A 25,824-nucleotide genomic window follows, 5' to 3' on the forward strand; every position below is an offset into this window, starting at 1 on the left:
ACTCACCTTCCATGAACCCCCCTTCCACGACAGCGCTGCAGGATCTGTTTCGGGCGGTGGCCCAAGGGGAGCTCACCCCAGAGCAAGCCCTGCAAGCCTATCGCTTTCTGCCCTTCGAGCCGGTGGGAGATTTCGCCCATGTGGATCACCACCGTCCCTTGCGCACGGGCTTTCCCGAAGCCGTGTGGGGGCCGGGCAAGACCCCAGATCAGATTGCCCAGATCCTGGAGCAACTCCACCAGCGGGGATCCCTGGCCTTGGCCACCCGCATCGAAGCCCAGGTGTATGCCGAGATCCGCAGCCGCTTACCCCAGGTGCAGTATTCCCAGGTGGCCCGCTTGTGTTGGATCCCGCCCCGGCAGGTGGTCAGCCATCCTGGACAGGTCAGCGTGATCTCCGCCGGCACTGCCGACTTACCGGTGGCAGAAGAAGCCGCCCTCACGCTGGAGCTTTCCGGATTTCAGGTGAAGCGCCTCTGGGATGTGGGGGTGGCCGGGATCCATCGGCTGCTGCACAACCGGGCGGCCCTGCAAGCGGACGTGCTGATCGTGGTGGCGGGCATGGAGGGGGCCTTGGCCAGCGTGGTGGCGGGTCTGGCGGATTGTCCGGTGATCGCTGTGCCCACCAGCATTGGCTACGGGGCCAGCTTCCAGGGCTTGGCTGCCCTGCTCACTATGCTCAACTCCTGCGCAGCGGGGGTGGGAGTGCTGAACATTGATAACGGTTTTGGGGCGGCGATTCTGGCAGGCCAGATCCTGCGTTGCGGACAACGGCTGGCAGCTCGATTGAGTTCATGCGGCCCCACTGGAGATCCAACAGGGAATCGACAGATTTCGGAAGGTTAAGAATTGTAAATAGATCCTGAGCCAAACAGGCTATACTCAGGCCATAGTTTAGGCTTGGGCTTTCTCTTTCCCATCCTTCGGGAGTTTGAGGGTGTTGCCTCTGGTCACCTAACTGGGTTCATGCCTTTTTCTGGGGTACCTTTATCCGAAGATGGGGAGGGTTCCTACGCTGGTTAACTGCTGTGTTGGACTGACTGGGGCGGACAAAACGCGCGAATATGCTAATTGATGCAACACTTGTCAAAAATGCAACAGATGCGATGGGAGCGACCTTGATCCTGGCGCAAGGGATGACTCAGTCCTTCACCTGGACAGATATTTTCTTGGTGGTGGCTTTGGTGTTTTTGGAGGCCGCCCTCTCTGCGGACAACGCCGTTGCCCTAGCAGCTCTGGTGAAGCATCTGCCCACCCCTCAGCAACAAAATCGGGCCTTGCGCTGGGGCATCATCGGCGCTTACAGCTTTCGCATTGCCATTGTCTTCGCGGCAGTTTGGTTGGTGGAGTATCCACCCGCTCAGTTTTTCGGGGCCTGTTATCTGCTCTGGCTGGCCTGGCAGCATTTTCGGGGCGGGGAAGAAGGCCCAGAACAGGACATCACCCGCCACGCCAATTTTTGGCAGACCCTGGTGATGGTGGAACTGACGGATCTGGTCTTTTCTTTCGACAGCATCGCCGCTTCGGTGGGCGTCTCCCGCAAGGCTTGGGTCATTATCCTCGGCGGCATTCTCGGCATTACCCTGATGCGCTACATGGCTTCTCTGTTTTTGCGTTGGTTGGACGAGTTCTCTCACCTGGAAGACGCCGCTTTTGCCATCATCGCCTTGGTGGGGAGCACCATGTTGTTGGAGGTGTTTTTCCCCCAAATCGAGATCCCGGAGTGGGGGATGGTGGTGGCTGTGATCCCCTTATTTGTCTGGGGCTTCTCGCGGCGCGTGAAACTCCATTCAGAACAGGATAAGCAGCCGGAGCTGGCCGACGGAGAGCAGAGAGAAGAGAGAAGGGCAGCGCCTACAGATAAAACAGATAAAAAAGTAGAGATCATCCCCTCTGGGTGGGCGGCTGCCCTCGAGGAAGACCTCGCCCCTGAGCTGCAGAGCAAGGAGGATGGGGAAGAGAGGTACGGCTTGGGCTTATCGCCAGGGATCCCTGATCTGCCTTGATAGGGCTGTTGGCTGCTTCATTGCCTTGGCCCCCACCGACTCCTAAACTAGCAGTGAAGCCGACTCAAGGAGGGAAGCATCCTGAGCCCCCAGTTTTGCTTGAAATCATTGGTCAAGTGCTTCAGAAGCAGCATAGACAGCCCAAAGGAGCAGCAGGCCGCGGAAAATAGGCTCCAGCCTTTGGCGAGGGCGGAGGTTCTGAGCATGCCAGCAGTGCAGAGCACTGCCCCCTTGGTGGAGCTGCGCCAAGTTTCCAAGCGCTTCGGCTCGACGGTGGTGCTTGACCACGTGGATCTGAAGGTGTACCGGGGTGAGGCCCTGGGCCTGGTGGGGCCTTCGGGCACCGGGAAATCGACGCTGCTGCGCATCATCGCCGGCCTAACGGAGCCAGACGCTGGAGAAGTGCTCTGGTGCGGGATCCCGCTCTCGGAGATTCAAGCCCATCATGCAACTCCCCCTTTGCGAGTAGGGATGGTGTTTCAGCAGGCCGCCCTCTTCGACTCCCTGACGGTGGAAGAAAACGTGGGGTTTTTGCTCTACGAGCACTCGCAGTTGCCCCGCTCCCGCATTCGGGAATTGGTGGCCGCCAAGCTGGAGGCGGTGGGGCTGGCGGGCAAAGAGCACAACCTGCCAGAAGAACTCTCGGGGGGGATGCGCAAACGGGCCAGCTTCGCCCGCGCCATTATGGAGGATCCTTCTCTGCCCCAGGATGAGCCCCAATTGCTGCTGTACGACGAGCCCACTGCGGGTTTAGATCCCATTGCTTCGACGGTGATTGAAGATCTCATTCGGGAGCTGCAGCAGGTGAAAAAAGCCTGTGAGAGCTACATTGTGGTGACCCACCAGCACAGCACCATTTACCGCGCCACCGACCGCATTGTCCTGTTGGCTCAGGGGCGGGTGCAGTGGGAGGGATCCGTGCAGCAGATTGAAACGTGCGATAACCCCTTTGTGCGGCAGTTTTTCAGCGGTAGCGTAGAAGGGCCAATTCAAGTGGCGGGGCAGGTGTGATGCGTTCGCGAGCAGTGCGAGAAGGGGCAGTGGGCCTGTTGATCCTGGCGGGGGCGCTGGGCTTTGCCGGCCTGTTTTTGTGGATCTACAACCTGCGCTTTGGCAGTCGCGGCTTTCAATTTACCGTCACCTATACCAACGTGGTCGGCCTGACAGAGGGATCCAGCGTGCGGCTGCGGGGGGTAACCGTAGGTCGGGTGGAGCGTATCACGCCTCAACCCAATCAAGTGGAGGTGCAGGTGGCCATTGACCAGCCTTTGGCTATTCCCCGCAACGCCCTGTTTGTAACCAAACAGACGGGGTTGGTGGGGGAAACGGTGATGGATATCCTGCCCCGACTGAACGTCCAGTTGACAGGATCCCCCCTGGCGCCAGACTGCGACAGCAGCCAAATGGTTTGCAATGGAGATGTGGTGGAGGGAACCCCTGGAGTGGATTTTGGCCAGCTATTGATTAGGCTGGATCGATTGCTCACACGGGTCAACGAGGACGAGCTCTTCGATACCCTTAACACCACTCTGGAGGGGATCACCCGCGTCGCCAATAGCGTAGCCAGTCTTTCAGAAACCGTGGAAGAGCGAGTAGCTGCCCTGCGCACCGAAGATCTGGACTTGTTGCAATTCACGACCGCTGCCACAGCCATCCAAGACGCGGCTGGGGCTGTGAGGGGAACTGCCCGCAGTTTGCAAGCGGCTGCCGATCAATTCACCGCCCTGGTGGATCAAAACCGCACTTCCCTTAACGCCGCCCTGGAGAACATTCAGCAGGTGAGCGCCGATCTACAGGCCATGTCGAGCGCGGTGCGCCCGCTGGTTACCGATCCACAACTCCAGGCCGATGTGCGCCAGATCCTGGCCGAGGTGCGAGCGGCTGCGGAGAACGTGGCCCAAGCTACCGAAGATCTGCAGCAGATTGCCGCCAGCCTCAACGATCCGGGCACTTTAGCTACTCTGCGCCAAACCCTCGATTCCGCCCGCATCACCTTTCAGAATATGCAAAAAATTACCGCCGACATCGACGAGCTGACCGGGGATCCCCAGTTTCGCCGCGGCATTCGAGAGTTGGTATTGGGGCTGAGCAACTTGGTCTCCAGCGTCCCTGGGGAAGATGGGATCCAGCCCGCGGTGGCCGAAGGGTATCACTTTCGTTTTGCGCCCGTCTCTTTTGCCCAGGGGATTGTCTCTGGATCCCAAGGATGGCAGCCGCAGACTTCCCCATAAGTTGGCTGCCTTTCCCCTCTCTCTAGCGGGAGTCTGGGATCCCTGAGATGACCCGCTGAGGTAACAACGGCGGCCAAAGCCGTTGAAGGGATCCCCAACCTGGGGTAGGCTTTGCGGATAAGGTGTTGCCTGTATTGCTACGCAACGCTGGCGCGACTGAGGTTGAGGTGTGAGGAATGTGTGGCATTGTCGGCTACGTGGGTTTTCAGTGGGCTGCCCCCATCCTGTTGGAGGGCCTGCGCACCTTGGAGTATCGGGGCTATGATTCTGCCGGCATCGCCACGGTGGATCCCGAAGAGGGATTGAGGATTGTTCGCGCCACCGGCAAGCTGCACAACCTGCTGGTGAAGCTCACCGCCAACATGCCCACCGCCAAGGTAGGGATCGGACATACCCGCTGGGCCACCCACGGCGGCGTGACCGAAGAAAATGCCCACCCCCAGTGCGACGAGCGCGGGCGCATTGTGGTGATCCAAAACGGCATTGTGGAAAACTACCTGGAGCTGAAGGAGCGCCTCTTGGAGCGGGGGATCCCATTTCGCTCCCAAACCGATACGGAAGTGATCGCCCAACTGCTGGGCCTCTATACAGAAGAGCTGGGCTCCTTTGAGGCGGCCTTTGGCCAGGTCATGGGGCAACTGCGGGGAGGAAACGCCGTAGTGGCTCTGGATCGGGAGGCGCCGGATCGGCTGATCGCAGCCCGTTTGGGCAATGCCGGAGCCGTGGTGGTGGGAGAGGGAGAAGGAGAAAACTTCGTCGCCTCCGATCTGCCTGCCATTGTCCGCCATACCCGCAAGGTGGTGTTCTTAGAAGATGGGGAAATGGCGGTTCTCACGGAGTCTCAAGTGCGCTACTTGCGCATTACCGGCGAGGAGCTGCGCAAATCCAGCATCACCGTGGCCTGGGATCCCGTCTCAGCCGCCAAGGGAGGCTACAAGCACTTCATGCAGAAGGAGATCTTTGAGCAGCCCCGCACCACCACCGATACGCTGCGGGGGCGGGTGGATCTGGAACAGGGCCGGGTGACGCTGGAGGGGCTAGCGCTTTCTGAGGGGCAACTGGCCCACATCGAGCACATCCACGCTGTAGCCTGTGGTACTGCCTGGCACGCCTGCTGGGTGCTCAAGTACTTCATCGAGAGCTTGGCCCGTACCCCTGTAGAGGTGGACTATGCCTCTGAGTTTCGCTACCGCCAGCCGGTGTTGCGCCCCAACCACCTGTTGCTGGCCTTAACCCAGTCGGGAGAAACCGTCGATACGCTGGCAGCCATGAGCGAGGCCCGCACCCAAGGGATCCCGACCCTGGCGATTGTCAACACCATCGGATCCCAGGCCAGCCGCCTGGCGGATGCTGGAGTCCTCTACATCCATGCCGGGCCGGAGATTGCCGTGGCTTCCACCAAAGTGTTTACTGGCATGTTGGTGGCGGGGTATTTGCTGGCCCTGCAACTGGCCCAAGCCAAAGGGATCCTCAGCCCGGCCCAGATCCAAGCCCACCTGCAAGCCTTGATTGAGCTGCCGGGCAAGATCAGCCTGATGCTGAAGGACGCCGCCCTCTACGACCAACTGGCGGAGCAGTACCATCATGTTGCCAACATGCTCTATCTGGGCCGCTGGGTTAACGCCCCAATTGCCCTGGAAGGAGCTTTGAAGATGAAAGAGGTGAGCTACATCCACGCCGAAGGCTACCCGGCAGGGGAGATGAAGCATGGCCCTATCGCCCTCATCGACGAGCGGGTGCCGGTGGTGTGCATTGCCACCCGGGATCCCGTCTACGAAAAAATGCTCTCCAACATCGAACAGGTGCGGGCGCGGGGGGGACGGGTGATCGCCCTCATCAACCCCGAAGACACCCAGGTGCGGGAGAAAGCCGACCACATCATCGAGGTGCCCAGCACGACACCCCTGTTGTCGGCGGTTCTGAACGTGATCCCCCTGCAGTTGTTCGCCTACGCCATGGCTTTGCGCCGCGGAGCCGATGTGGATCAGCCGCGCAACTTGGCCAAGTCGGTAACGGTGGAGTAACGGCTGTTGCCCTTGCCGCCCCTGGCCTCTGGTTTTTGCAAAATCGGGCAGATCACCTCTTTTTCATCAGCAGCCGCAGGGGTGATCTGCCAATCGGAGAGCAGACCTTGAATTTGGCTTTTCAGAGCTTGCAGTTCGGCAATTCGCCGTTCGATCTCTTGCAGCTTGTCTTGCAGGTGCTGGCGAATTTCTGGGCAAGGCTGCTCCCCTCGGTCGTGGATGTCCAGGATGTGGCGAATTTCCTCCAAGCTCAGGCCCAGGCTCTGGCAGCGGCGGATAAAGGCCAGACGAACCAAAACCGAAGGGTCGAACAGCCGATAGCTGGACTCCGCCCGTTCCACCGTTGGCTTCAGCAGGCCTATCGATTCGTAGTAACGCACCGTGCGCACGGACAAGCCGGCTGCTAGAGCCACCTGGCCGATCTTCAGGCTGGCAGACAAGTCTCGGACAGCAGCAGGATTCGACATGTCCCCAACTGGATCCCTGTAGATTTCTTCAGCGTGACATACTCCCACACTCATGCTGACGCAAAGCGCTCCGCGCCGCCAAAGCGAGAGAGTGCGGGCTTCAAGGACTCCGTCCCGCTGACGCGAACAGTGACTCCGGTTAGCGCTCCGCGCCGCTAACGCGAAAAGGACATTTCCTGCGCTTGAGGACTACGTCCCGCTGACGCGAAAAGAACGGGATGCCCCACCGCCCTGTGCTTGATGTTGATGGCCGCATGGTGGTCGCGCTCTAGTTCTAGCCCACAATGGGAACAAGAATGCCACCTGTCTTGAATCGCTTTCGGTACTCTTTGACCACACCGAGAGCAGTTTTGACTGCTGCCGTTGGGAGTCACTGCAATCGCCCTCAGCCCAGCTCTTTCAGCCTTGACTGCCAGAATTCGCAGAAATTGTCCCCAACCAGCATCATAGGTAGATTTTGCTAGTCGGGTTCTAGCAACACCTTTGATATTCAGGGCTTCGTACCCAATATGCTTGCCCTTGCTTACCAGCCAGTTCGCTGTTTTGTCATGAAAATCTTTGCGCTGAGATAGTGGTTAGTGGATAGTCACTATTCACTATCCACTGGTCACTATCCACTAGTCACTAGCCATAGGCGGTTTGACCCTTTCTTCTTGCGAGACACTGCCTGCTGCAGTCTCTTTAACCGCTTTTGGGCTCTGCGGTAATACTGGGGAACTGGGACAGACTCCCCCGCATCGGTCACCAAAAAGGAGTCCAGTCCCATGTCGATCCCCATCGTGTTCTCCAGTGTTGGCAGGTCAGGGGTAAATACGGGGACAGATGAATCTTGCAGGCTCAAGGTCACATACCACCCGTCTGCCTTGCGGGTGATGGTAGCAGTCTTGATGACAAAACCGTCAGGCAAAGGACGGTGCTGAATTATGCGAACAGCACCGATTTTGGGCAGATGGATAAACTGCCCGCAAATGCAGTCCTGTTGCATCGGGGGGAAACTGAAGGAGCGATACCGCCCAACTCCCTTGAATCTGGGTTTCCCTGCCCGCTTGCCGTTACCGTCCCCCTTCAGCCAGCGGTCGAATGCTTTGTGCACTCGCTCTATGCAGTTCTGGAGGACTTGCGAATGGATGGCTCTGTACTGCGGAAACAGGGCTTTCGTCTTCACCAAGTCCCGTTTCTGGGAGTAGAAATCGGGCTTGTCTTTCAGCTCAGGCAAGTGACAGATTAAGGGACAAGCATTGATATCACAGCGATTGTGTTCCCACCACGCAAAGCGCTCTGCCAAGCGGTAGTTGTACTGCTTCCGTAACAAGTCTAGCCACTCGCTCATCAAAGCAATCTGGCTGGGCGTAGGTCGCAAACGGTACTGGTAAGCAGTTCTCATTGAGGCAAGGGTAATCTACTGGAATGAATCCTACCCTATTGCTTCATGCGGTGGGGTTACCGTCTTGGTTTTAGGCCAGTCCATTGAAAACCAAAGTGTCCCCGCCTCTCATCCCGACCTTCACCCTGGATAGTGGTGAGTGGATAGTGACTAGCCACTAGTCACTAACAGAGGGCAGGGCTTCCCGGCGGTCTAGCTAACGCTACGCATCGCCAACAGGAGCGATGAGCAGGGGAAACGCTACAAAAAACAAACCGTGAAAAATCCCCCGGCCTCAAGGGTGAGGAGAACGTCAAACTGCCCAAAATTCCCCTGCAATTTGCAATGGCCACAAAAGGGGATCCCTAGAGCTTGCGGGAATAGAACTCAACCACCAAAAGCTCGTTGACCGGGGCGCAAATTTGCTCGCGGGGGGGCAATTCCTTGATGCGTCCGCGCAGCTTTTCTTTGTCAAACTCCAGGTAGTCCGGCAAAAACAACCCCGGATACTCCGCGTAGGCGGCCACCAGCTTGCGGGAAGATTCCTTGTTTTTTACTGTAATCACATCCCCCACTTTGCAGCCATAGCTGGGAATGGTTACCTTTTGGCCGTTAACCTCTATGTGGCCGTGGCTCACGAGCTGCCGAGCTGCCGGAATGGTTGGAGCCATGCCCAGACGAAACACGATGCAATCCAACCGCATTTCCAGCATTTGCAGCAAGGCCAAACCGGTGGATCCCTTGGAGCGCCGTGCCTTGCGCATGTAGCGGATCATCTGCCGCTCGCTCAGCCCGTAGTTGAAGCGCACCTTCTGCTTTTCTTCTAAGCGAATGGCATATTCGGATTTTTTCTTGCGCTCGGCGCCATGCATACCGGGCGGGTTGGTATTTTTGGGGCGCTTGCGCGTCAAGCCGGGCAGATCAAGTCCCCCGAAGCGACGAATAATTTTTAGGCGGGGGCCTGTGTAGCGGGACATGCGGGCATTTCTCCGAAATCAGCAAACAAAGTCAGCAAGAGATGGTCAGCTGGGGAGCAAGAGTACAAACCACCAAAAGAATCGGCGATCTACTATATTAAGCGTTTGATCCCTACTTTGGGCAAGGGGGCAAGGCTGTCTTTTGGGATCCCGTCTCCACCGTTGTATTCACCCTGTCAGTCGTAGTGAACCCCCAGCTGGGTGCGGATGAAAGCGCGATCTTCGCTGAGCAGGCCGTTGAGGGTGCGCCGTTCCCCCAAGATGGGATCCGGATCCAGGCCGATGGCTTCCAAGTCGGCCAGCACCATCAGCTCCACCAACTGCGGGAAGCTCACCTTGGGCTCCCATCCTAGGACTCGCTTGGCTTTTGAAGCATCCCCCAACAGCAGATCCACCTCGGTTGGGCGGTAGTAGCGGGGATCGATCTCGATCAACACTTGGTCTTTGTACAACCCCTGTTCGGCTTGGCCGGAGCCTTTCCAGGTAATCGGCAGGCCCACCAGCGCGAAGGCCCGTTCCACAAACTCGCGCACAGTGTGGGTTTCCCCGGTAGCCAGCACATAGTCATCCGGCTGGGGTTGTTGGAGCATCATCCACATCCCCTCGACGTAGTCTTTGGCGTAGCCCCAGTCCCGCTTGGCATCCAGGTTGCCCAGGTAGAGCTTGTCCTGTTTGCCGGCCACAATGCGGCTGACGGCGCGGGTGATCTTGCGGGTTACAAAGGTTTCCCCTCGCCGTGGGCTTTCGTGGTTGAACAAGATACCGTTGCAGGCGAAGAGGTTGTAGGCTTCGCGGTAGTTGACCGTCTGCCAGTAGCCGTACACCTTGGCACAGGCATAGGGGCTGCGCGGGTAGAAGGGGGTGGTTTCCTTTTGCGGGATCTCTTGCACTAGGCCGAACATCTCCGAGGAGCCTGCCTGGTAAAACTTCACCCGGATCCCGGTGCGCTGCTGATAGTCGCGGATGGCCTCTAGGAGACGCAGGGTACCCATGGCCACTGCATCGACGGTGTATTCCGGCGCATCAAAGCTCACCCGCACGTGGGATTGGGCCCCCAGGTTGTACACTTCCGTCGGCTGCACCTGTTCCAGGATCCTGCGCAGGGTGGTGCCATCCGTGAGATCCCCGTAGTGAAGGAATAGCCTAGCCTGGGGGTCATGGGCATCCACGTAGATGTGGTCGATGCGGTCGGTGTTGAAGGTGCTGGCGCGGCGGATGATGCCGTGAACTTCGTAGTTTTTCTTCAACAACAGCTCGGCCAGATAGGAGCCATCCTGTCCGGTGATGCCGGTAATTAGGGCACGTTGGGTCATAGAGCTGGGGGCAAAGACTAGGAAAACACCAAAAATCAAAATGGCCTGAGGCTCAAGTCCAATGGCAAAACTCAAACCTCAAAGCGGAGACCTTGAAGCTAGAACATTATAGTGCAGCGGGACTCCTTCTCCTCAGGCAGGGCCCGCCGAGGCACATTCCTGGCCAAGGGTGTGGTCTTTCAACCGTTGCAAAGCGGCAGTCAGGGCTGTGGGCCAGGGATCCGGCTGGCGCAGTTGTCGCACTCCCTGGGGCAGGCACAGCACAGAGGCGCGGCTGGTGCGGGCAATGGCTTCCAGATCCGGCAAGGGATCCAGCAGCAGCCCTTTTTCCATAACTTTGCGCAAGAGCGGTTCGTAGCCAGGAGGCGGGGGCTCGTCAGCATGGCCCAACAAGTCTCCTTCAGGGCCGCGAAAGATCTGCTTGCGACCGGGAAGGGTGGCTTTGGCAAAGGAAGCTTTGGCCACCGGGATCCCATTGATTTCCACCAATTTGTACACCCCGTTTACGCCTTCTCCAGTTACCAGGCGGGTGCCCACCCCATAACCGCTGATGGGGGCTTGGGAGCGATGCAGGCGCTCGATCTCGTATTCGTCCAAATCCCCACTGACGAACACCGGGGCGCCTTGAGGCAAAATTTGTTTCACCCGGCGAGAGAGATCTTCCAAATCTCCTGAGTCGATGCGCACCCCGCCGATTTCCCCGCGGGATCCCAGTTGATCTGGGCTTCTGGCCGCAAAGAGCTGGGCTGCTGTGCGCGCCCCTTGGATGGGATCGTAGGTATCGATTAGAAGCGCAGCTTGGGGAAAGTAGCGCCGAAAGGATTGAAAGGCGCGGGTTTCGTCTCCCGAGAGAGCAGCAATGGCCATCACTAGGGAATGGGCCATGGTTCCTGCCGGCTTGCGCCCCAATTTCAGGGCTGCCAAGACGTTGGAGGTGGCATTGAACCCTGCCGCCAGAGCCGCCCGGGCTGCCCACAGCCCCGCCTGGGGACCAAAAGCTCGCCGGGTGCCGAACTCCAACAAAATGGCCTCATCCCCTGCTGCATCTCGCATACGGGCCGCCTTGGTGGCGATCAGGGTCTGGTAGTTAAAGGTGGACAGCAAGTAAGTTTCCACCAGTTGGGCTTGCCAGAGGGGGGCTTCCACCCGCAACAGGGGCTGGTTGGCGAAAATGGCGGTTCCTTCCGGCACCGCCCACACATCCCCCTCAAACCGGCAGCGGGCCAGCAGATCCCAAAAGCGCTCCGGCGCATCGGCGAAAATGCCCGTTTCCCGCAGCGCTCGCAAAGCCTCGGGGGCGAAGCTCAGTTGCTGCAGATAGTCCACTGCCTGGGTGAGCCCCATGGCGATTAGGTAGCCATAGTCGGTGGGCAGCCGCCGCACAAACAGCTCAAAGGCAGCGGGCTGAGACTCTAGCCCTTCCCCCACGTAGCAGGCGGCCATGGTGAACTGGTACAGGTCGGTTAGCAGGCCATAGTCTTGGGGCCGCAACGACGAGAAATCAGGGCTCAACATGAAAAACCTCGGGGCAGAAGCCAGTGGGGAACGGCGGGATCGAGCAGAGGGCTGTTGCGAAGGTTATAGTGAAACTTACCATAAGTAAGGCTGCTTGTAGGGATCCACCAGAAGCATCACAACCCCAAAAAACCCTAAAAATCGGCCTCGACAAGACACCAAACCCAAACTCAGCCAGAAATACAGGCGGCCATCTGGACAAAATCTTGCCCCCAACTTATAGTGAAACCAACCATAAGTGTTACCCGTCCAACTCTATCGAGCGGGTGCAAGCCTGGTCAATCCAGCCCCCACCGGAAGAACGCCATGAATACCACTCTACAGGAGCTAACTGTTAAGGCTCCAGCGGGCCTTCCCCCCCACTTTGATCCGGAGCGGGTGGGAGAGATTTGGCGCGTGCCCTACCAACAGCGGGCAGCAGAAGCCGAGCTCTGGGCCAAGGAGCAAGGGATCCCGCCGGCAGAGGCGGATCGGGTGCGGGTGGGCTTGCTGCTCATTGATGTGCAGAACACCTTTTGCATTCCCGGCTTTGAGCTGTTTGTGGCCGGTTCCGGCGGATTGGGAGCGGTGGAAGACAATCGACGGCTTTGTCAGTTCATCTACCGCAATTTGGCCTGCATCACCCAGATTGTTGCCACCCTCGACACCCACACGGCCATGCAGATCTTCCACCCCGTCTTTTGGGTGGACGCGCAGGGAGCCCATCCTGAGCCGGCCACGGCCATTTCGGCAGCCGATATCCGCTGCGGGCGGTGGCGGGTGAACCCGGCTGTAGCCGCCAGCCTGACCCAAGGGGATCTAACCCGGTTGCAGGTCTACGCTCTGCACTACGCCGAGCAGTTGGAGCAGGGGGGGAAATATCCCCTCATCGTCTGGCCCTACCACTCCATGCTGGGGGGGATCGGCCATGCCTTGGTGCCGGCGGTGGAGGAGGCGATTTTCTTTCACGGCATGGCCCGCCTTAGCCAGCCCAGCCTGCAGCTCAAGGGAGCCAATCCCTTGACGGAAAATTATTCCGTGCTTAGCCCGGAGGTTTTGACTGGGCCGGAAGGGGATCCCATCGACGAGAAAAATGAGCTCCTCATCCGCCACCTGCTGCAGTTTGACGCCCTGATCGTGGCTGGCCAAGCCAAAAGCCACTGCGTGGCCTGGACGGTGAGCGACCTGCTGCAAGAGATCCAGGCCACGGATCCCAGCTTGGCCAAGAAAGTCTACCTTCTGGAGGACTGCACCTCGGCGGTGGTGATCCCCGGCGTTGTGGATTTCAGCGAACAGGCGGAGGCCGCCTTCGCCCGCTTTGCGGAAGCAGGAATGCACCGAGTGCGCTCCACGGATCCCATCTGGGAGTGGCCTGAGTTTCCCCGGGATCCCAGCTGACCTCCAACATCCGGTATGATGCAGCAGGATCCTCTGCTGGAGCAGCCCTGTGTACGGTCGCGGTAGCGGTGCGGAGCACTCTCGCGGTAGCGGTGCGGAGCACTTTTGGGATCCCCGCCCTGAGGCCAGTTCCACCGTCTCCAGCAGTCTGCGCCCCCCCAGCGGTGCCCGGGATCTCCTGCCGCGGGAAGTACAACGGCGGGAGAAGCTGGAGGCTCAGCTGACCCGGGTTTTCCGGCGCCATGGCTACCAGCGCATCATCACTCCCACCCTAGAGCGGCTGGAAACGCTGCTGGCGGGCGGATCCATCCGCGCTGAGTCGGTGCTGCAACTGCGGGATGGCGAAGGGACGATGCTGGGGCTGCGCCCCGAGTTCACTGCTTCCATTGTGCGGGCGGCAGCCACCCGTCTAGCCGGTGGGCCTTTGCCGTTGCGGCTCTACTACCACGGCAGCGTTTTTCGCAACAGCCGGCGGGAGGAGGGATCCTACAGTAGCCAGGAGTTTTTTCAGTCCGGAGTGGAGCTGATCGGGGCAGGGGGATGGCTGGCAGATGCCGAGATTCTGCTGCTGCTGGCCGATTGCATTCGCTCGATCGGCATCTCTTCTTGTGTAAACGGGACGGAGGCCGCCTGGACGCTGCTGCTGGGAGATGTCAGCCTCACCGAGAGTTTGCTCAGCGCCGTTGCCCCCACGGCTCAAGCGGCAGTGCGCCGTGCCATTGCCCAGCTCGACTACGTTTACCTGGAATCGGCCCCTCTGCCGGAAGCCGCCCGCCAGATTGGCTTGCAGATTCTGGGGCTGCGGGGCCAGCCCGGCTCAGTTCTTTCTGACCTGGCTCAGTTGCCTGTGCCGCCTGAGCGGCTGCGGGATCTGCGGCAGCTCTGCCAGGTGCTGGAGGAACACGGGGTGCGGGTGGTGCTGGATCTGAGCTTGTTGCAAACCCTGGCCTACTACACCGGCATCGTTTTTCAGGCAGTGGCAGGCGGGGAGATCATTGCTCTGGGGGGACGCTACGACCGGCTGTACGCCCTCTACAGCCCTCAGCAGGTCGAACAGCCGGGGATCGGCTTTACCCTTCTGCCGGATACGCTGCTGCGGCTCTTGCCCCCCGATCCCCAAACCGAGGAGATGGGCTGCAAACGGTTGGTGGTGCCCCTGGTGCCGGCAGGGATCCCGGCGGCGCTGGCCTTGGCCGCCCGCTGGCGAGAAGAGTGCTCAACCGCACCGCTGACGCGAACGGAGGCGGTGGAGCTGGAATTGCTGGATCGGGCCCCTGAAGAGATCGAAGCCTATGCCCGCCAATGTCGGATCCCGGAGATCGCCTGGGTACAAGCCGACGGCAGCTACCACATCACCCACCCGGGCTAATGCTGGCAAGGTTGACCTCCCAACAGAGACGGGGCTGCACCAGTTGCAACAGGTGTTGGCGAATGCGTTCCAACTGCCGGATGGCGCTCTGCACCCCTGGCGCAAACGGCTGACGGGATCCCTGCGCCCAAAAATGCTGCTGCAAATAATCGATCAGCCACAGTTGTGCCGGCAGCTCCAAACTGGCCACCGCTCTGCCCAATTCCAATGCCTGCTGGAGAGAAGAGTGCCAGGGCCAACGTTTGAGTTCCTCAAGGAGCGACGGCGGGATCTGCTGCAGGTGCTGGTGGGCCAGCAAGGCCAAGCCGGGGCTGCCCTGGGCCAAGGCAATCAGCTCGGATCGAGGGATCCCTGCCAGATCTGGGCAACCCAACCCACTCAGCACCCGGTCGACCTCTTCTGGGCTGAGGCGGCGAAAAGGCACCATCTGGCAGCGGGACAACAGCGTCGGCAACAGCGAGGCCGCCTGGGGGGCGATGAGTATAATATGGGCTGGGCCTGGCTCCTCCAGGGTTTTCAACAAAGCATTGGCAGCGCTTTCCGCCAAGGTTTCGGCTCCCTCCAGCACCACCACCGCTCCCGATCGCGTAAGCGGGACGGAGTCCTTTCGCGTAAGCGGGACGGAGTCCTTTAGCGGGGCGGAGCCCTTTCGCTGGGCTCGAATCGGCTTGCGGGCACAGAAGCGGGATACCCCCTGCACCTGCTCCAGGCGAATTTGGGGCGGCGAGCGCCGTTGCAAGGTTTGCGCCTCCGGGGAGTCTGCCGCAATTAGGCGGCCTTGGTGCAGGTAGGTGGGGCTGACCCAGTGGAGATTGGGATGGTTGCCCGCCAGCAGCCAACGGCAGTGGGAGCACTTGCCGCAAGGGATCCCGGAGCTGGATTCGCACAAGAGGGCCTGGGCAAACCAACGGGCCATCAGCTTCCGCCCCACCCCTTGGGGGCCCAAGAAGCAGTAGCTGGAAGTCACCCGCCCCTTCTCCAGGGCCGCCACAAGCAGTCGTGCCGCCATCTCCTGCCCGACAATGTGCTGTGGAGGCAAGACCTTCATCCGCTTGACGGTCTCGGCGCTCGGACGGAGTTCTGGCATATCTCAGCATCCGCTGGCAGAAGCTGGCAGGAAATGTTTGCGAAAATACTGCAGCGTCTCCGGTCGCAATAACCCCCGCTCCACCAAGGGATCCCCCCAGTGGGGCGAAGATTCATCCATCGGCGGCAAGGACTCCAGCACTTCAGCAGCCAACAAGTCGGCAGCCTTGAGGAACTCTCCCACCGTGCGGCACCCCGACAAACGGGCAGAATACCCCCCATCCGCAAAGAACTTGAAAGTGCTCCGCACCGCTACCGCGACCGTGGTTGCCTTCAGGCCGGTACACTCGCCAATGACCGCAGTCAGCTTGCCCCCCGACTGTTGCCAGCGGCTGAGGATGTCTTGGATCTGGGGCCGATCCAGCAAGCCCGCTGCCTGCAAGTTTTGGAACAGATGCCTGGCCCAGGGGGTGAGTTCCGCCAGCAAAGGATCCGTCGGCGTGTCCTCAGGATTGGCGGGAAGCTCCCCGGCATCGGTCGCAGGTTCCTCCAGTCTCCTCGTAAGGACTGTGTTTCGCTCACGCGAACGTGCTGGCTCATCTTTGGCGGTTGAGCCAGAGAAGTTGGCTGCTCTCAACTGAGCCTGCGCTGCCTCGGCGATCAGCTTTTGCTGTTCGTAACTCACCTGCAGCAGACGGTTGCGATTCTGCTCAATCTTGAGGTTCTCCTGTAAAGTCTCCAAGCTCTGTCGGTAGGCCGCTAGCAGCTCTCGCGCATCTCGCAGTTCCACCGTCAAGTTGGCCTGCTGCTGTTGAAGGGCGCTGAGGCGGGATCCCGTGGTTTTCAGTTGTTGTTGAGCTTGCTCCAAGGCTTCTTGGCGGGCTTGCAGGGATCCCTCCAGTTGGACAATGCGCTGGTCGGCCTCGGCCCGTTCTGCCCTGAGCTGGTGGATCAGGGCTTGGCTCTGCTGCAGTTGCTCCTCCAGTTGGGCAAGGTGCGCTTCGTAGTCACGGTTGGCTGCCATCAGCTGTGCTATTTCCGCTTGCAGTTGTTGTAGCTGCGCCTGTAAGCTTTCCACCTGCTCTGGGGGAACATAGCCGGAAAGCCGCGCCATTTGGGCCTCGTGCTCTTGCTGTAGCTGGGCGTAGCGCTCTTGCCACATCTGCAAAGCGGCCCTCAGCTCCGCAATCTGTTGCTCCAAGGCGGCAACCTGCTCTGGCCAGAAGGAATCCAGATGCCGGGATGGGGCAGCTTCTGGCTCTGCAGCTTGCTGGGCAAGTTGGGCCTGCAGCTGATCCCGCCCCGACCGGAGCTGCTGGAGCTGCTGGAGCGCCGCTTCCAATTGAGCGCGTAGGTCAGCCACAACGCTGCTGGGCACCGAGTCCAACTGGCGTTTCTGCAGAATCTGGATTTGCTCTTGCAACTGCTCCAATTCCGACTGATAGCAATCTTGCTGGGTTTGCAACTGCCGCTGCGCCCTTTGCTCAGCAGCGCGGGCAAGAGCCAGCTCCGTTTCCAGCCTTTGCAGTTGTTCCCGCCAAACCCGCAAATCCTGCTGCAACGTTGCCTGGTGCTGGAGCTCTGCTTGTTGGAGACGGATGGTGGCTTCCAGTTTTTGAATGCGCTGCTGATACTGGTTTTGAAAATCGGCAATCTGCTGGTTCATGTTGGCCAGGATCCGATCCCATTCCTGTTCCTGGAGCTCGATTTGTAGCTGCAAGGCTTCCACTTGCTTGCGGTAGTCGGCCAAGGTGGCCGGTTGAGGCTCATCGGCAAAGGGATCCGAGGCCGCCGCAGCCAATGTTCCAGGGATGGGATCTCCCCCAACTGCGGATTCGAGACTCGATGGCTGAATTGTTCCCTCGCAAGGGATCTTGGCCTCTTCGGGTACAGCCAAATCCTGGGCCAGAGCTTCTCGGCCAGGAGTTGCCGCTCTTTGGGGGGTAAGCTGAACCTCGGGTTTGGGATCCTTAGCCAAAAAAGGCTGCAGTGCTTCCCACGCATTGGGGGAAGCCATCCGTTGCAGTTGCACCTGAACATCCAAGGCGCGATCCAAAATGGCTGGCTGTACCCAGCCTTTCCAGGTGAGAATCTCCCCCAATTTCCGCCCGTAGCGACGCTGTTGGGCCAGAGCAACCCGCAACTGCTCAAAATCCAAGTGGCCCAGTGCCACCAAAATCTCTTCCAGAGAAAGAGACTGGCTGGGCAGGAAGCGGTAGAGAGCGGCTGGGGTGAGCCAGCCGTGCTCGAGACACACTTCTCCCAACTTGAGGTGGTTTTGCTGTTGCTCTCGCAGGGCCTGAGCCAACTGGGATTGGGAAATTAGCCCTGCCCGCAGCAGACGCTGTCCCAGCGGCAAGCTCGACTCAGCCTCACCGTCAGCAGCACCCCGCCCCTCCAGAAAGGGGAATGGGGTAGAGCCACTCTGGGAGGAAGAGGAGCGCGGAGGCATCAATAAAGTTCCCAGTTTAGGACTGTGTTGTTGCTGTACTTTAGCTTATCGCCCCTCAGGATAAAGCACAAAGAGATGCCAACGCCACATTGACCAGAAAACTGGGTTACAAGCCCCGCCCTTTATGACGGCTTCTTGATACAGTAACTGCGAACTCCGCCAGCTTGTTCGCCTGCGGCGGCACTGAGTGCTTCGTGGTGCAGTACCTCTTACTAGAGGGACATTAGAGGGACAAAGTATCTGGGAGTCTCTTCCCAGTAATTAGGGCGGCGGCATCCCTCTTCGTGCATAGGGATGGAGCAGTACAGCCTGTTAAGGAATCAAGGGGCACAGTAGCAACACCTAGCAAACCAACTTCGGAAGCAGAATGGATTGATGAGTAGTCAAGAGGTCTCTGCTATCTGCTCCATCCCATACTTCCCGGCTCTGGAAAACTGCCGGATAAAAGGCTTCAATACCGACCACATCCTCTCAATCGGATTCAACTCTGGTGCATACACAGGCAGGTCTATGATCCGCGCACCTGTTCCTTGAATCAAACCCTCCACTTCCGAACTCTAATCACCACCTTCCGCGCATCCAGTTCCGGACATGAGTCACTTTGCAAAAACTCCAGAAAATTGCTCTTCCGCATTCCACCCTTGATAACACAACAGCCTACTGCCTCTCTCCAGGAAATAGATTCAATAATCTTATGTTTTTTCCCCTTGCATCTCTGACGGTAACTGTAAGCTCTTTGACTGCGTAAACTCCGAGATACCCCTCCGTTCCATTGCCTCTCACACCCTTGTCTGGTCTAGAATAGCTATATCTTCCACTGGTATATTCTTGACTTCTTAACTACAGGCTAATTGTTGCCTTTGCACCTCCTCTTCTCTGATTTTTACACTGCGGTAATTCTTTTTTAGCGTCATTCCTCGCTTTTTTAAAAAGTTGTCTATCGTAACAGCACTCACATCAGTATCCAGTTGCTCTCGTAGCAGTTCTTGATACTACCACGGATAATAGTTCAGGCGCCTTTCAATGACCGTCATAACTTCTTGCCGGTGTTGTTCCAGAATACCTACTCGCTTTGTGCCGACTTTCTTGGGGGATAAATCCTGAGTTTGTTGATACTGATGCACCCAGTGGTGCAGTGTTCTTTGGGTTACCATGAACTGTTCCGCTACCTGGCGAGTGGAGGTCTTGCCTGCCTGATAAGCTGCCACAACTCTTTGGGATAAATCTAACAAATAGATTGGTATATATCTCTCTTTTCTCTTGGATACTTGTATCCTAATTCATAGGCTGTAATCGGTGAAGTGCCAAAAATGATTCTGATTCTTGTTTCAGCATCGTTGCCGAGTAACCGCTAGGGTGTAGAGACGCGGATCTTCGACAAGAGGATCCCTAGGAAAAAACGAGAAAGAAGGAGAGAAAATCATGTCTGCCAGCACCCTTGTCCGTTGCGCCTGTGAACACTGCAACTGCAGCTTCGAGAGCAGCCAAGGCTATCGCTACGAAGGTCAACTCTACTGCAGCGAAGCCTGTGCCACCCACAATCACGAGCACCCCTCCGCCTGCTGTGTGGCTTCTCACTGCTGCCAGTAGGGTTCAAGGTAGCCCATCATCCCCAGCCCTTTCCTCTGGGATCCATTTCCCCCCTGGGCCGTTTTTGATAGGCTCCTGAGAAGTTCTACTCTTGTCGGCCAAGGGGTCGGCCTAGCTTGCATGGATTACGGCTGGCGCGAAGATACTCCGCACCGCTGGGATCTGCTGCCCACCCCGCCTCAATTTGATCCGGAGCTGAGCCGAGAGTACGGCAAGTATGCGGCCAAGGTGCTGGCTCTGCGGGGGTTGCACAGCCGAGAACAGGCGCGGGCTTTTGTCGATCCTAATCAGTATTCTCCCACGCCAGCGGGATCCCTGCCGGATCTGGAGCGGGCGGTGGCGCGGCTGTTGCAGGCAAGAAAAAGAGGAGAAACCCTCTGCATTTGGGGAGACTTCGACTGCGATGGCGTTACCGCCACCAGCCTCTTGCTCTCGGCGCTACAAACCTTGGGCTTCCGAGTCCAGTTCACTCTACCGCTGCGCAGCACCGAAGGGCATGGCTTGAACCCTCAGCGGCTGCAGCAGGTGCTGGATCAAGGCTGCCAAGTGATCCTGACGGTGGATTGCGGGGTGGGCAATGCTGCCGAAATTGCCATGGCCCAAGCCCAAGGGATGGACGTGATCGTGACGGATCACCACGCCCTGCCGGATCCCTTGCCCCCTGCCTATGCGGTGGTCAACCCGCTGCGCCTGCCAGAGGAACACCCGCTGCGCTTTCTGCCGGGGGTGGGGGTGGCCTACAAGCTGGCGGAGGCCCTCTACCAAGCGCTGGGGATCCCTGGTGTAGAAGAGTACCTGGATCTGGTGGCGGTGGGGATCGTGGCCGATGTGGCGGTGTTGCAGCGGGAGTGCCGCTACCTGGTGCAGCGGGGCCTGCCCGTGCTGGCCAACACCCAGCGTCCGGGGCTGCGGGCTCTTTTGGATTGGGTGAGCAACAGCCAATCCTCAGGAACGCCGACAGCCCAGGACATCGCCTTTCGCCTTGCCCCCAAGCTGAACGCCATTGGTCGCTGGGACGATGCCAGCCTAGCGGTGGAGCTGTTGACCACCTCGGATCCGCAGCGGGCCCAGACGCTGGTGGAGCATTTCGTTGCCCTCAATGAGGAGTGTCGGCAACTCACCCAACAGGTTCTGCAAGAGGCCAGCCAACAGGTGGAGAGCTTGGATCTGGCGCGGGAGCGGGCAATTGTTTTGGCCGGAAGCGGCTGGAATCCGGGGGTTTTGGGGATCGCCGCGGCGCGCTTGGCGGAGCAGTACGGTTGCCCGACGGTGTTGATTGCCAAAGACGAGAGGACGGGACGGGGCTATGGTTCGGGCCGCTCGATTCCGGGGGTGAACCTGGTGGAGGCCATCGAGGCTGTGCGTCCCCTCTTGCTGGGGGGAGGCGGCCACCCCATGGCCGCTGGGATCCAAGTGGATCTGTCCTGCCTGGCCGCCGTACAACTGGCTTTGCGGCGGGAGCTGGCCGCGCGGGTCGGCCCGGATCGCCAAGCTCGCGCCTTGGCGGTGGAGATTGTTATCGATTGGGAGCGGTTGGCCTCTCAGGGCCGGGATGGGGTGGCAGAGCTGGTCGAGGTGTATCGGCAGTTGCAGCTTCTGCAGCCCTTTGGCCACGGCAACCCCAACCCTGTCGTAGCCTTGATGAACGTTCGCCGCGGCAGCGTCAGGCTGAGGGCTTCCCAGAATGGCCGCCACCTGAAGTTTGAGCTGGGATCCCGTGCCCTCTGGTTTTGGGAAGCCGGCGAAGAGCTGGAGCGGTGGCAAGCATGCCAAGCTTTGGACATCGCCCTCCAGTTGGAAGCGGATGACCGGGGCAAACAGCCTTGGCAGGGCAAAGTGCTGGCGGTGCGCCCTGCGGGAGAGTGGCAGGCACCCACCATTTCCGCCCCTCGCCTACAGATCCAAGATTTTCGGCAGAAACCCCTGCCGGATTCGCTGAAAGGGGCCATCTGTTACGACGGGCAGGAGGCCGAGAACTTTGTTCCACCACCAAAAGGGGCAAAGCTGGTGCTGGCCCGCTGGCCCTGGCTACCGGCGGACTTGGCACAACTGCTGCAACAGGTACAGCCCCGAACCCTGATCCTGGCCGCTTCTGCCTCCCCCTGGGAGCAGATCCCCCAGCAGATTGCCCAACTGCAAGCGCTGTGGCAAGCAGGCCGACGGGATCCCGAGGATCTGGCTGCGGCAACCGGCTTTCCCCGGCAATGGCTGGCGGAACTGGACGGCCCGGAGCAGATCCCCACCTTGCTGATGGGCCGCCTTCAGGAATCCCAAGCCTTTCACCGCTGGCTGGACGAGGCCAGCCCCACCCAGATTGCCCAACTGTGTCAGCGGCTAATGCAATCGGATCCCCTCTCAAGAGAGACAAGAGAGAAAAGAGAAAAGAACGGAGAGTAGTGAGAAGGGAGCATGCCTCTAACCCCCAAAACCCTGAACTTTGCTGAATTTACTGAGCTTTAGGCGATTTGGCAAAAGTCATTGAGAGGGATATAGTAGACCAAGTTTCCCCCTGATCCTTGAGTCCACCGCAACGGTTGCCGGGAAGTGAAGGGGGAAAGCGCTCGGGGGGTATTCCTCAGGGCTTTGCGGGATACCGCCTTCCTGCTCAGAGATAGGCAGGATGCGATCGCTTCTTTCCTGAACCATGTTCAGGAGAGTTCAGCGTGAATGTATCAGTATCCTCACTCCTCTCCCCTCACTTCTCACTCCTCATTGTTGCTCCCCACCGCTGACGCGATACTCTGGATCAAATGGCTCAACCTCATTTTTTCCAGCAACCAGAGCCCCTCAGAGTTTTCCGTGATCCCGGTTCGCCTAACCTTGCACAATTTTCTCTGTTACGCTCACGCCGTTTTGGATCTGCGCGGGATCCACACCGCCTGTATCTGTGGCCCCAATGGGGCAGGCAAGTCCGCCCTGCTCGATGCCCTCACCTGGGGCCTTTGGGGGCAAAGCCGGGCCAGCAACGATAGCGATCTCATCCGCAAGGGGGCCAGCGAAGCCTGGGTAGAGGTGATCTACCGCTCCCGAGGACAAACCTACCGTGTCCTGCGCAGCCGTCATCTATCGGGCGAGGGATCCCTGGAGTGGCAAATTCAAACCGGAGAAACCGACGGCCAACCTCGCTGGCGCAGCCTAACCCGCCGCGGCATGCGCGCCACCCAACAGGCCATTCAAAGTCAGCTCAGCCTCGACTACGAGACCTTTATTCACTCTGCCTATCTGCGACAAGGACAAGCGGATGCCTTCACCCTGAAGCGTCCTGGCGAGCGCAAGCAAATTTTGGCCGACATGCTCAAGCTGGGGCAGTACGATCTGCTGGCCGAGCGCTGTCGGGAACGGGCACGCAGCGCCAAGCTCAAAGCCGATCTGCTCCAAGAGCGCCTGCAGCAGCTTGACCAACAACAGGCCCACCTTGGCCAAATTCAAGCCGAACTGGAGCAACTCCAACAACGGCAAACCCATCTGCAGCAGCTCCTAGCCCAGCAACAGCAGGAATTGCAAGCCCTAGAGCGCCTCTACGAACATCACCGCACCTTGCAGGAACGCCATCACCACCTCACCCAACACTTACGGAAGCTCGGCGCCGACCTACAGCACACCGAGCAACAGTGGCGTGCCCAGCGACAGCACCTGCTCCAGTTGGAAGAGCTGATTGCCCAGAGTGAGGAGGTCCTGGCGGGCTACGAACGTTACCAAGCCCTGATGACCCAAGATCGCCATCTCCACCATCTCTTCGAGCAGCAGCAACACCTGCTCCAAGAACACCAAAAGCTCCAGGCCCAGCAAGCCGAGCAGCAACAGCAGCAACTGCGCAAGATGCAACGGCTGCAACAGGAGTTGGCCACCTGCCAAGCCCAGGCCCAAGCCGATGCCCAATTGCTGGCAGAACAGGAACGCATCGAAACCGGCCTGCGCCACTACCAGCAAGCTCAAGAGCGTCTCCAGGCCCTGAACCAAGCCCAAGCTCAAGCCGCCGTCCTTCTCCAGCAGCAACAGCATTGGCAAGAGCAAATCCGCCGCGAGCGGGAACGTCTGCAAGCCCGCCTCCAGCTTCTCAGCCAGCAACTGCAAAGCCAGGAAACTCTAGCCCAGCAGCAGCAGCACCTGGAGCAGAGAATTGCCGAAGGAGAGGCCGCCTTGGCAGAGCTGGAGCGACGGCGTCTCTACCAGCAGCGGGTGTTGGAAAAAGTCCAAGAACGACGGCTGTTCGTGCAAAAGCTCCAGGAACGCCAGCGGGTTCTCCAGCAACAGTGGCAACAGGAGGAAGAACGCTGCCGCCTGTTGGTGACCACCTGGGATGAAGGTCAAGAGGCGTTTTCCGCTCAAAGCGCTCCGCGAGGCGAACAAGATCAGGGAGAGCGCCGCCCCATCCCCACTTTGGCGAGAGTGACGGCCCTTGTCGAGGAGACAGCCGAACAAGAGAAGGGATCCCTGGCCCTATCTTCCGCCGGTCAACCTGCCGAGTCATCCCCCGCAACGCCAACACCAGAGCCGCAGGGATCCAGCCTTATGGCTCCGCAGCGCCGTCGCCACTGGACTTGCCCCCTCTGTAGCCGTCCCCTCAGCCTGCGCCTGCGGGATGTGGTGCTGAAAAAACACCGCGAGCGTCAAGAAGAAATTGCCGGCCAACTGTTTGTTATCCGCGAACAACTGGCGGTGGCCGACCGGGAGATTGAACTCTTGCAAGCAGAATACCGCCGTCTCAGCCAAGAACTGGCCACCTGGGATGAGCGCCTGCATCTGCAAGGGCGATTGCAACAGCAGTGGGAAGCCGAGCAGGAACGCCGCCGGCAAATCCAGCTCTGGCAAGCAGAAGCGGCAGAGTTGAGGGAAATCCTCGACCGGGAAGCTTACGCTCAAGAAGCTCGGCAACAGCTCCAGCAGATCCAGCAGGCCCTGCAACAACTGGGCTATGACGAGCGCGAGCACGCCTTACAACGAGGAGAACTGGAGCGCTGGCGCTGGGCACTGGGCCGCTCTCAGGAACTCCGCAAGGCCCAGGAGCGCCGCTCTCACCTATGGGAGCAAATCGCCTCCCTACAGGCACAACTGGAAACCCTGCAACAGGTGGGATCCAAGGACTCCGTCCCGCCAGTGGGATCGGATTCTCCCCTGGCGGAGCGGTTGGCTCAGGTGGAACAGGCGTTAAACCACCTGGGCTACGATGGATCCCTGCACCAGCAGGTGAAAGCCGAACTGGCCCAAGCGCAACTCTGGCCGGTGCGCCTGCAAGCCCTACAGGTGGCCCGCCAGGAACTGCCGGAGGTGGCAGCCCGCACCCAAGCCTTATCCCAACGCCTACAGGAAAGCCGCCAGCACTTTGCCCAGGCCACCCAAGAGTTGGAACGGCTTCAGCAACAACTGGCGGAGCATCCCGAGGTTTTGCCTGCTCAGCTGGAAGGGATCCGCCAAACCCTGCGGGAGCACCGCCGGCGGCTGGATGAGGTGCTGTCTCAGATAGGGGCCGCCCAACAACGGCTACAACAGGCGGTTCAACAGCAAGCGGAACAGGCCGAGCTGGAACAGCAACTGCAACAGGCCCGCCGCCAGCAGCAGGTGTACCAAGAGCTGGCCAATGCCTACGGCCGCAACGGCATCCCCGCCCTGATCGTCGAAAATGTCCTGCCCGAGCTGGAAGCCCAGGCCAACCAGATCCTGGCCCGCCTTACCCAACACCGCCTGCACCTGCAATTGGTTACCCAGCGCTCCGGGCGACGCTATTGCTCACCGGCCAAGCTGTCCTCCGTAGCGGGACGGAGTCCCTATGACACCCTCGACATTCTCATTGCCGATCCCCACGGCACCCGCCCCTACGAGACTTACTCCGGTGGAGAAGCCTTCCGCATCAACTTCGCCATTCGCCTGGCCTTGTCCCGCCTGCTCACCCAGCGCTCGGGATCCGACCTGCAAACCTTAATCATCGACGAGGGGTTTGGATCCCAGGATGCCACCGGGCGCGCCCAACTGCTGGCTGCCATCAACGCCATCGCCCCGGACTTTGCCTGCATCTTGGTGATTACCCACATCCCCAGCCTGCAGGATGCTTTCCCCCGCCGCATTGAGGTACAACCCTCTCCCCAGGGATCCCGCCTCTCCATTCGCGGCTAGTCCC

16 protein-coding genes and 3 pseudogenes are annotated in these 25,824 nt (G+C 59.4%); 11 read left to right on the forward strand and 8 right to left on the reverse strand.

Annotated features, from left to right (window positions below):
* The first annotated feature begins 11 nt into the window (after nt 1-11).
* The 5 genes from larB to glmS all read left to right on the forward strand — a co-directional run bounded on the left by larB (nt 12) and on the right by glmS (nt 6,260).
* Nucleotides 12-845 (forward strand): nickel pincer cofactor biosynthesis protein LarB, encoded by an 834-nt coding sequence (larB, locus tag ACVWY8_RS01160; RefSeq protein ID WP_457392326.1) that lies wholly within the window; start codon nt 12-14, stop codon nt 843-845.
* A 260-nt stretch (nt 846-1,105) separates the two neighbouring features.
* Nucleotides 1,106-2,005, forward strand: a complete 900-nt coding sequence (locus ACVWY8_RS01165) for a TerC family protein (RefSeq protein ID WP_457392323.1) — start codon at nt 1,106-1,108, stop codon at nt 2,003-2,005.
* A 204-nt stretch (nt 2,006-2,209) separates the two neighbouring features.
* Nucleotides 2,210-3,016, forward strand: coding sequence for an ABC transporter ATP-binding protein (locus tag ACVWY8_RS01170; protein WP_414351846.1), 807 nt, complete (start codon nt 2,210-2,212; stop codon nt 3,014-3,016).
* A complete protein-coding gene (locus ACVWY8_RS01175; RefSeq protein ID WP_457392321.1) occupies nt 3,016-4,236 on the forward strand; it encodes an MlaD family protein in 1,221 nt (406 codons plus the stop codon). Before ACVWY8_RS01170 ends, ACVWY8_RS01175 begins: the two co-directional genes overlap by 1 nt.
* Before the next feature lie 176 nt (nt 4,237-4,412).
* A complete protein-coding gene (gene glmS / locus ACVWY8_RS01180) occupies nt 4,413-6,260 on the forward strand; it encodes a glutamine--fructose-6-phosphate transaminase (isomerizing) (protein WP_457392319.1) in 1,848 nt (615 codons plus the stop codon).
* Here the strand turns inward: glmS and ACVWY8_RS01185 are convergent.
* Both ACVWY8_RS01185 and ACVWY8_RS01190 read right to left on the reverse strand, forming a co-directional pair.
* The gene (locus tag ACVWY8_RS01185) at nt 6,221-6,727 is read right to left on the reverse strand and encodes a heavy metal-responsive transcriptional regulator (RefSeq protein ID WP_457392316.1); all 507 of its coding nucleotides are present in this window, start codon (nt 6,725-6,727) and stop codon (nt 6,221-6,223) included. The two genes, glmS and ACVWY8_RS01185, sit on opposite strands and share 40 nt — an antisense overlap.
* A gap of 155 nt (nt 6,728-6,882) precedes the next feature.
* Nucleotides 6,883-8,111 (reverse strand): annotated as a pseudogene (locus ACVWY8_RS01190) (RNA-guided endonuclease InsQ/TnpB family protein).
* 13 nt (nt 8,112-8,124) lie between these two features.
* Between ACVWY8_RS01190 and ACVWY8_RS01195 the strand changes: the two are divergent.
* Nucleotides 8,125-8,244: pseudogene (locus ACVWY8_RS01195) on the forward strand (IS200/IS605 family transposase); the annotation flags it as partial.
* A 211-nt stretch (nt 8,245-8,455) separates the two neighbouring features.
* On the opposite strand, the gene rpsD reads toward ACVWY8_RS01195, so the two are convergent.
* The 3 genes from rpsD to ACVWY8_RS01210 all read right to left on the reverse strand — a co-directional run bounded on the left by rpsD (nt 8,456) and on the right by ACVWY8_RS01210 (nt 11,895).
* Nucleotides 8,456-9,067, reverse strand: a complete 612-nt coding sequence (rpsD, locus tag ACVWY8_RS01200; RefSeq protein ID WP_011432724.1) for a 30S ribosomal protein S4 — start codon at nt 9,065-9,067, stop codon at nt 8,456-8,458.
* 176 nt (nt 9,068-9,243) lie between these two features.
* Entirely contained in the window at nt 9,244-10,380 is a 1,137-nt protein-coding gene (gmd, locus tag ACVWY8_RS01205) for a GDP-mannose 4,6-dehydratase (RefSeq protein ID WP_011432725.1), read from the reverse strand.
* A 132-nt stretch (nt 10,381-10,512) separates the two neighbouring features.
* Nucleotides 10,513-11,895, reverse strand: a complete 1,383-nt coding sequence (locus ACVWY8_RS01210) for a nicotinate phosphoribosyltransferase (protein WP_457392314.1) — start codon at nt 11,893-11,895, stop codon at nt 10,513-10,515.
* Nucleotides 11,896-12,201: 306 nt separating this feature from the next.
* Here ACVWY8_RS01210 and ACVWY8_RS01215 point away from each other — a divergent pair, with 306 nt between their 5' ends.
* Complete coding sequence (locus tag ACVWY8_RS01215; protein ID WP_457392311.1) at nt 12,202-13,272, forward strand: isochorismatase; 1,071 nt, start codon at nt 12,202-12,204, stop codon at nt 13,270-13,272.
* A gap of 49 nt (nt 13,273-13,321) precedes the next feature.
* A complete protein-coding gene (locus ACVWY8_RS01220; RefSeq protein ID WP_457392309.1) occupies nt 13,322-14,641 on the forward strand; it encodes an ATP phosphoribosyltransferase regulatory subunit in 1,320 nt (439 codons plus the stop codon).
* On the opposite strand, the gene ACVWY8_RS01225 is transcribed toward ACVWY8_RS01220, so the two are convergent.
* The 3 genes and pseudogenes from ACVWY8_RS01225 to ACVWY8_RS01235 form a co-directional block, all read right to left on the reverse strand.
* On the reverse strand, nt 14,625-15,728 hold the full coding sequence (locus ACVWY8_RS01225) for a DNA polymerase III subunit delta' (protein ID WP_457392307.1): 1,104 nt from the start codon (nt 15,726-15,728) through the stop codon (nt 14,625-14,627). The genes ACVWY8_RS01220 and ACVWY8_RS01225 overlap by 17 nt on opposite strands.
* 3 nt (nt 15,729-15,731) lie before the next feature.
* Nucleotides 15,732-18,119 (reverse strand): hypothetical protein, encoded by a 2,388-nt coding sequence (locus ACVWY8_RS01230; protein WP_457392304.1) that lies wholly within the window; start codon nt 18,117-18,119, stop codon nt 15,732-15,734.
* A 320-nt stretch (nt 18,120-18,439) separates the two neighbouring features.
* Nucleotides 18,440-19,363: pseudogene (locus tag ACVWY8_RS01235) on the reverse strand (transposase).
* 178 nt (nt 19,364-19,541) lie between these two features.
* Here ACVWY8_RS01235 and ACVWY8_RS01240 point away from each other — a divergent pair.
* From ACVWY8_RS01240 to ACVWY8_RS01250, 3 genes are all read left to right on the forward strand, one after another.
* Nucleotides 19,542-19,709 (forward strand): hypothetical protein, encoded by a 168-nt coding sequence (locus ACVWY8_RS01240; RefSeq protein WP_083757636.1) that lies wholly within the window; start codon nt 19,542-19,544, stop codon nt 19,707-19,709.
* Nucleotides 19,710-19,829: 120 nt separating this feature from the next.
* Entirely contained in the window at nt 19,830-22,106 is a 2,277-nt protein-coding gene (recJ, locus tag ACVWY8_RS01245) for a single-stranded-DNA-specific exonuclease RecJ (protein ID WP_457392302.1), read from the forward strand.
* A 270-nt stretch (nt 22,107-22,376) separates the two neighbouring features.
* Nucleotides 22,377-25,820, forward strand: a complete 3,444-nt coding sequence (locus tag ACVWY8_RS01250) for an AAA family ATPase (protein ID WP_457392299.1) — start codon at nt 22,377-22,379, stop codon at nt 25,818-25,820.
* Nucleotides 25,821-25,824: the final 4 nt, after the last annotated feature.

The sequence above is a fragment of the Thermostichus sp. OS-CIW-32 genome (assembly GCF_054060415.1).

Bases quoted from the DNA above. Each gene is read 5' to 3' on its own strand.
- ACVWY8_RS01230 (WP_457392304.1), bottom strand. From the start codon at position 18,119: ATGCCTCCGCGCTCCTCTTCCTCCCAGAGTGGCTCTACCCCATTCCCC.
- ACVWY8_RS01210 (WP_457392314.1), bottom strand. From the start codon at position 11,895: ATGTTGAGCCCTGATTTCTCGTCGTTGCGGCCCCAAGACTATGGCCTG.
- recJ (WP_457392302.1), top strand. From the start codon at position 19,830: ATGGATTACGGCTGGCGCGAAGATACTCCGCACCGCTGGGATCTGCTG.
- ACVWY8_RS01185 (WP_457392316.1), bottom strand. From the start codon at position 6,727: ATGTCGAATCCTGCTGCTGTCCGAGACTTGTCTGCCAGCCTGAAGATC.
- rpsD (WP_011432724.1), bottom strand. From the start codon at position 9,067: ATGTCCCGCTACACAGGCCCCCGCCTAAAAATTATTCGTCGCTTCGGG.
- ACVWY8_RS01215 (WP_457392311.1), top strand. From the start codon at position 12,202: ATGAATACCACTCTACAGGAGCTAACTGTTAAGGCTCCAGCGGGCCTT.
- ACVWY8_RS01170 (WP_414351846.1), top strand. From the start codon at position 2,210: ATGCCAGCAGTGCAGAGCACTGCCCCCTTGGTGGAGCTGCGCCAAGTT.
- ACVWY8_RS01250 (WP_457392299.1), top strand. From the start codon at position 22,377: ATGTATCAGTATCCTCACTCCTCTCCCCTCACTTCTCACTCCTCATTG.
- gmd (WP_011432725.1), bottom strand. From the start codon at position 10,380: ATGACCCAACGTGCCCTAATTACCGGCATCACCGGACAGGATGGCTCC.
- ACVWY8_RS01165 (WP_457392323.1), top strand. From the start codon at position 1,106: ATGGGAGCGACCTTGATCCTGGCGCAAGGGATGACTCAGTCCTTCACC.
- ACVWY8_RS01175 (WP_457392321.1), top strand. From the start codon at position 3,016: ATGCGTTCGCGAGCAGTGCGAGAAGGGGCAGTGGGCCTGTTGATCCTG.
- larB (WP_457392326.1), top strand. From the start codon at position 12: ATGAACCCCCCTTCCACGACAGCGCTGCAGGATCTGTTTCGGGCGGTG.
- glmS (WP_457392319.1), top strand. From the start codon at position 4,413: ATGTGTGGCATTGTCGGCTACGTGGGTTTTCAGTGGGCTGCCCCCATC.
- ACVWY8_RS01225 (WP_457392307.1), bottom strand. From the start codon at position 15,728: ATGCCAGAACTCCGTCCGAGCGCCGAGACCGTCAAGCGGATGAAGGTC.
- ACVWY8_RS01240 (WP_083757636.1), top strand. From the start codon at position 19,542: ATGTCTGCCAGCACCCTTGTCCGTTGCGCCTGTGAACACTGCAACTGC.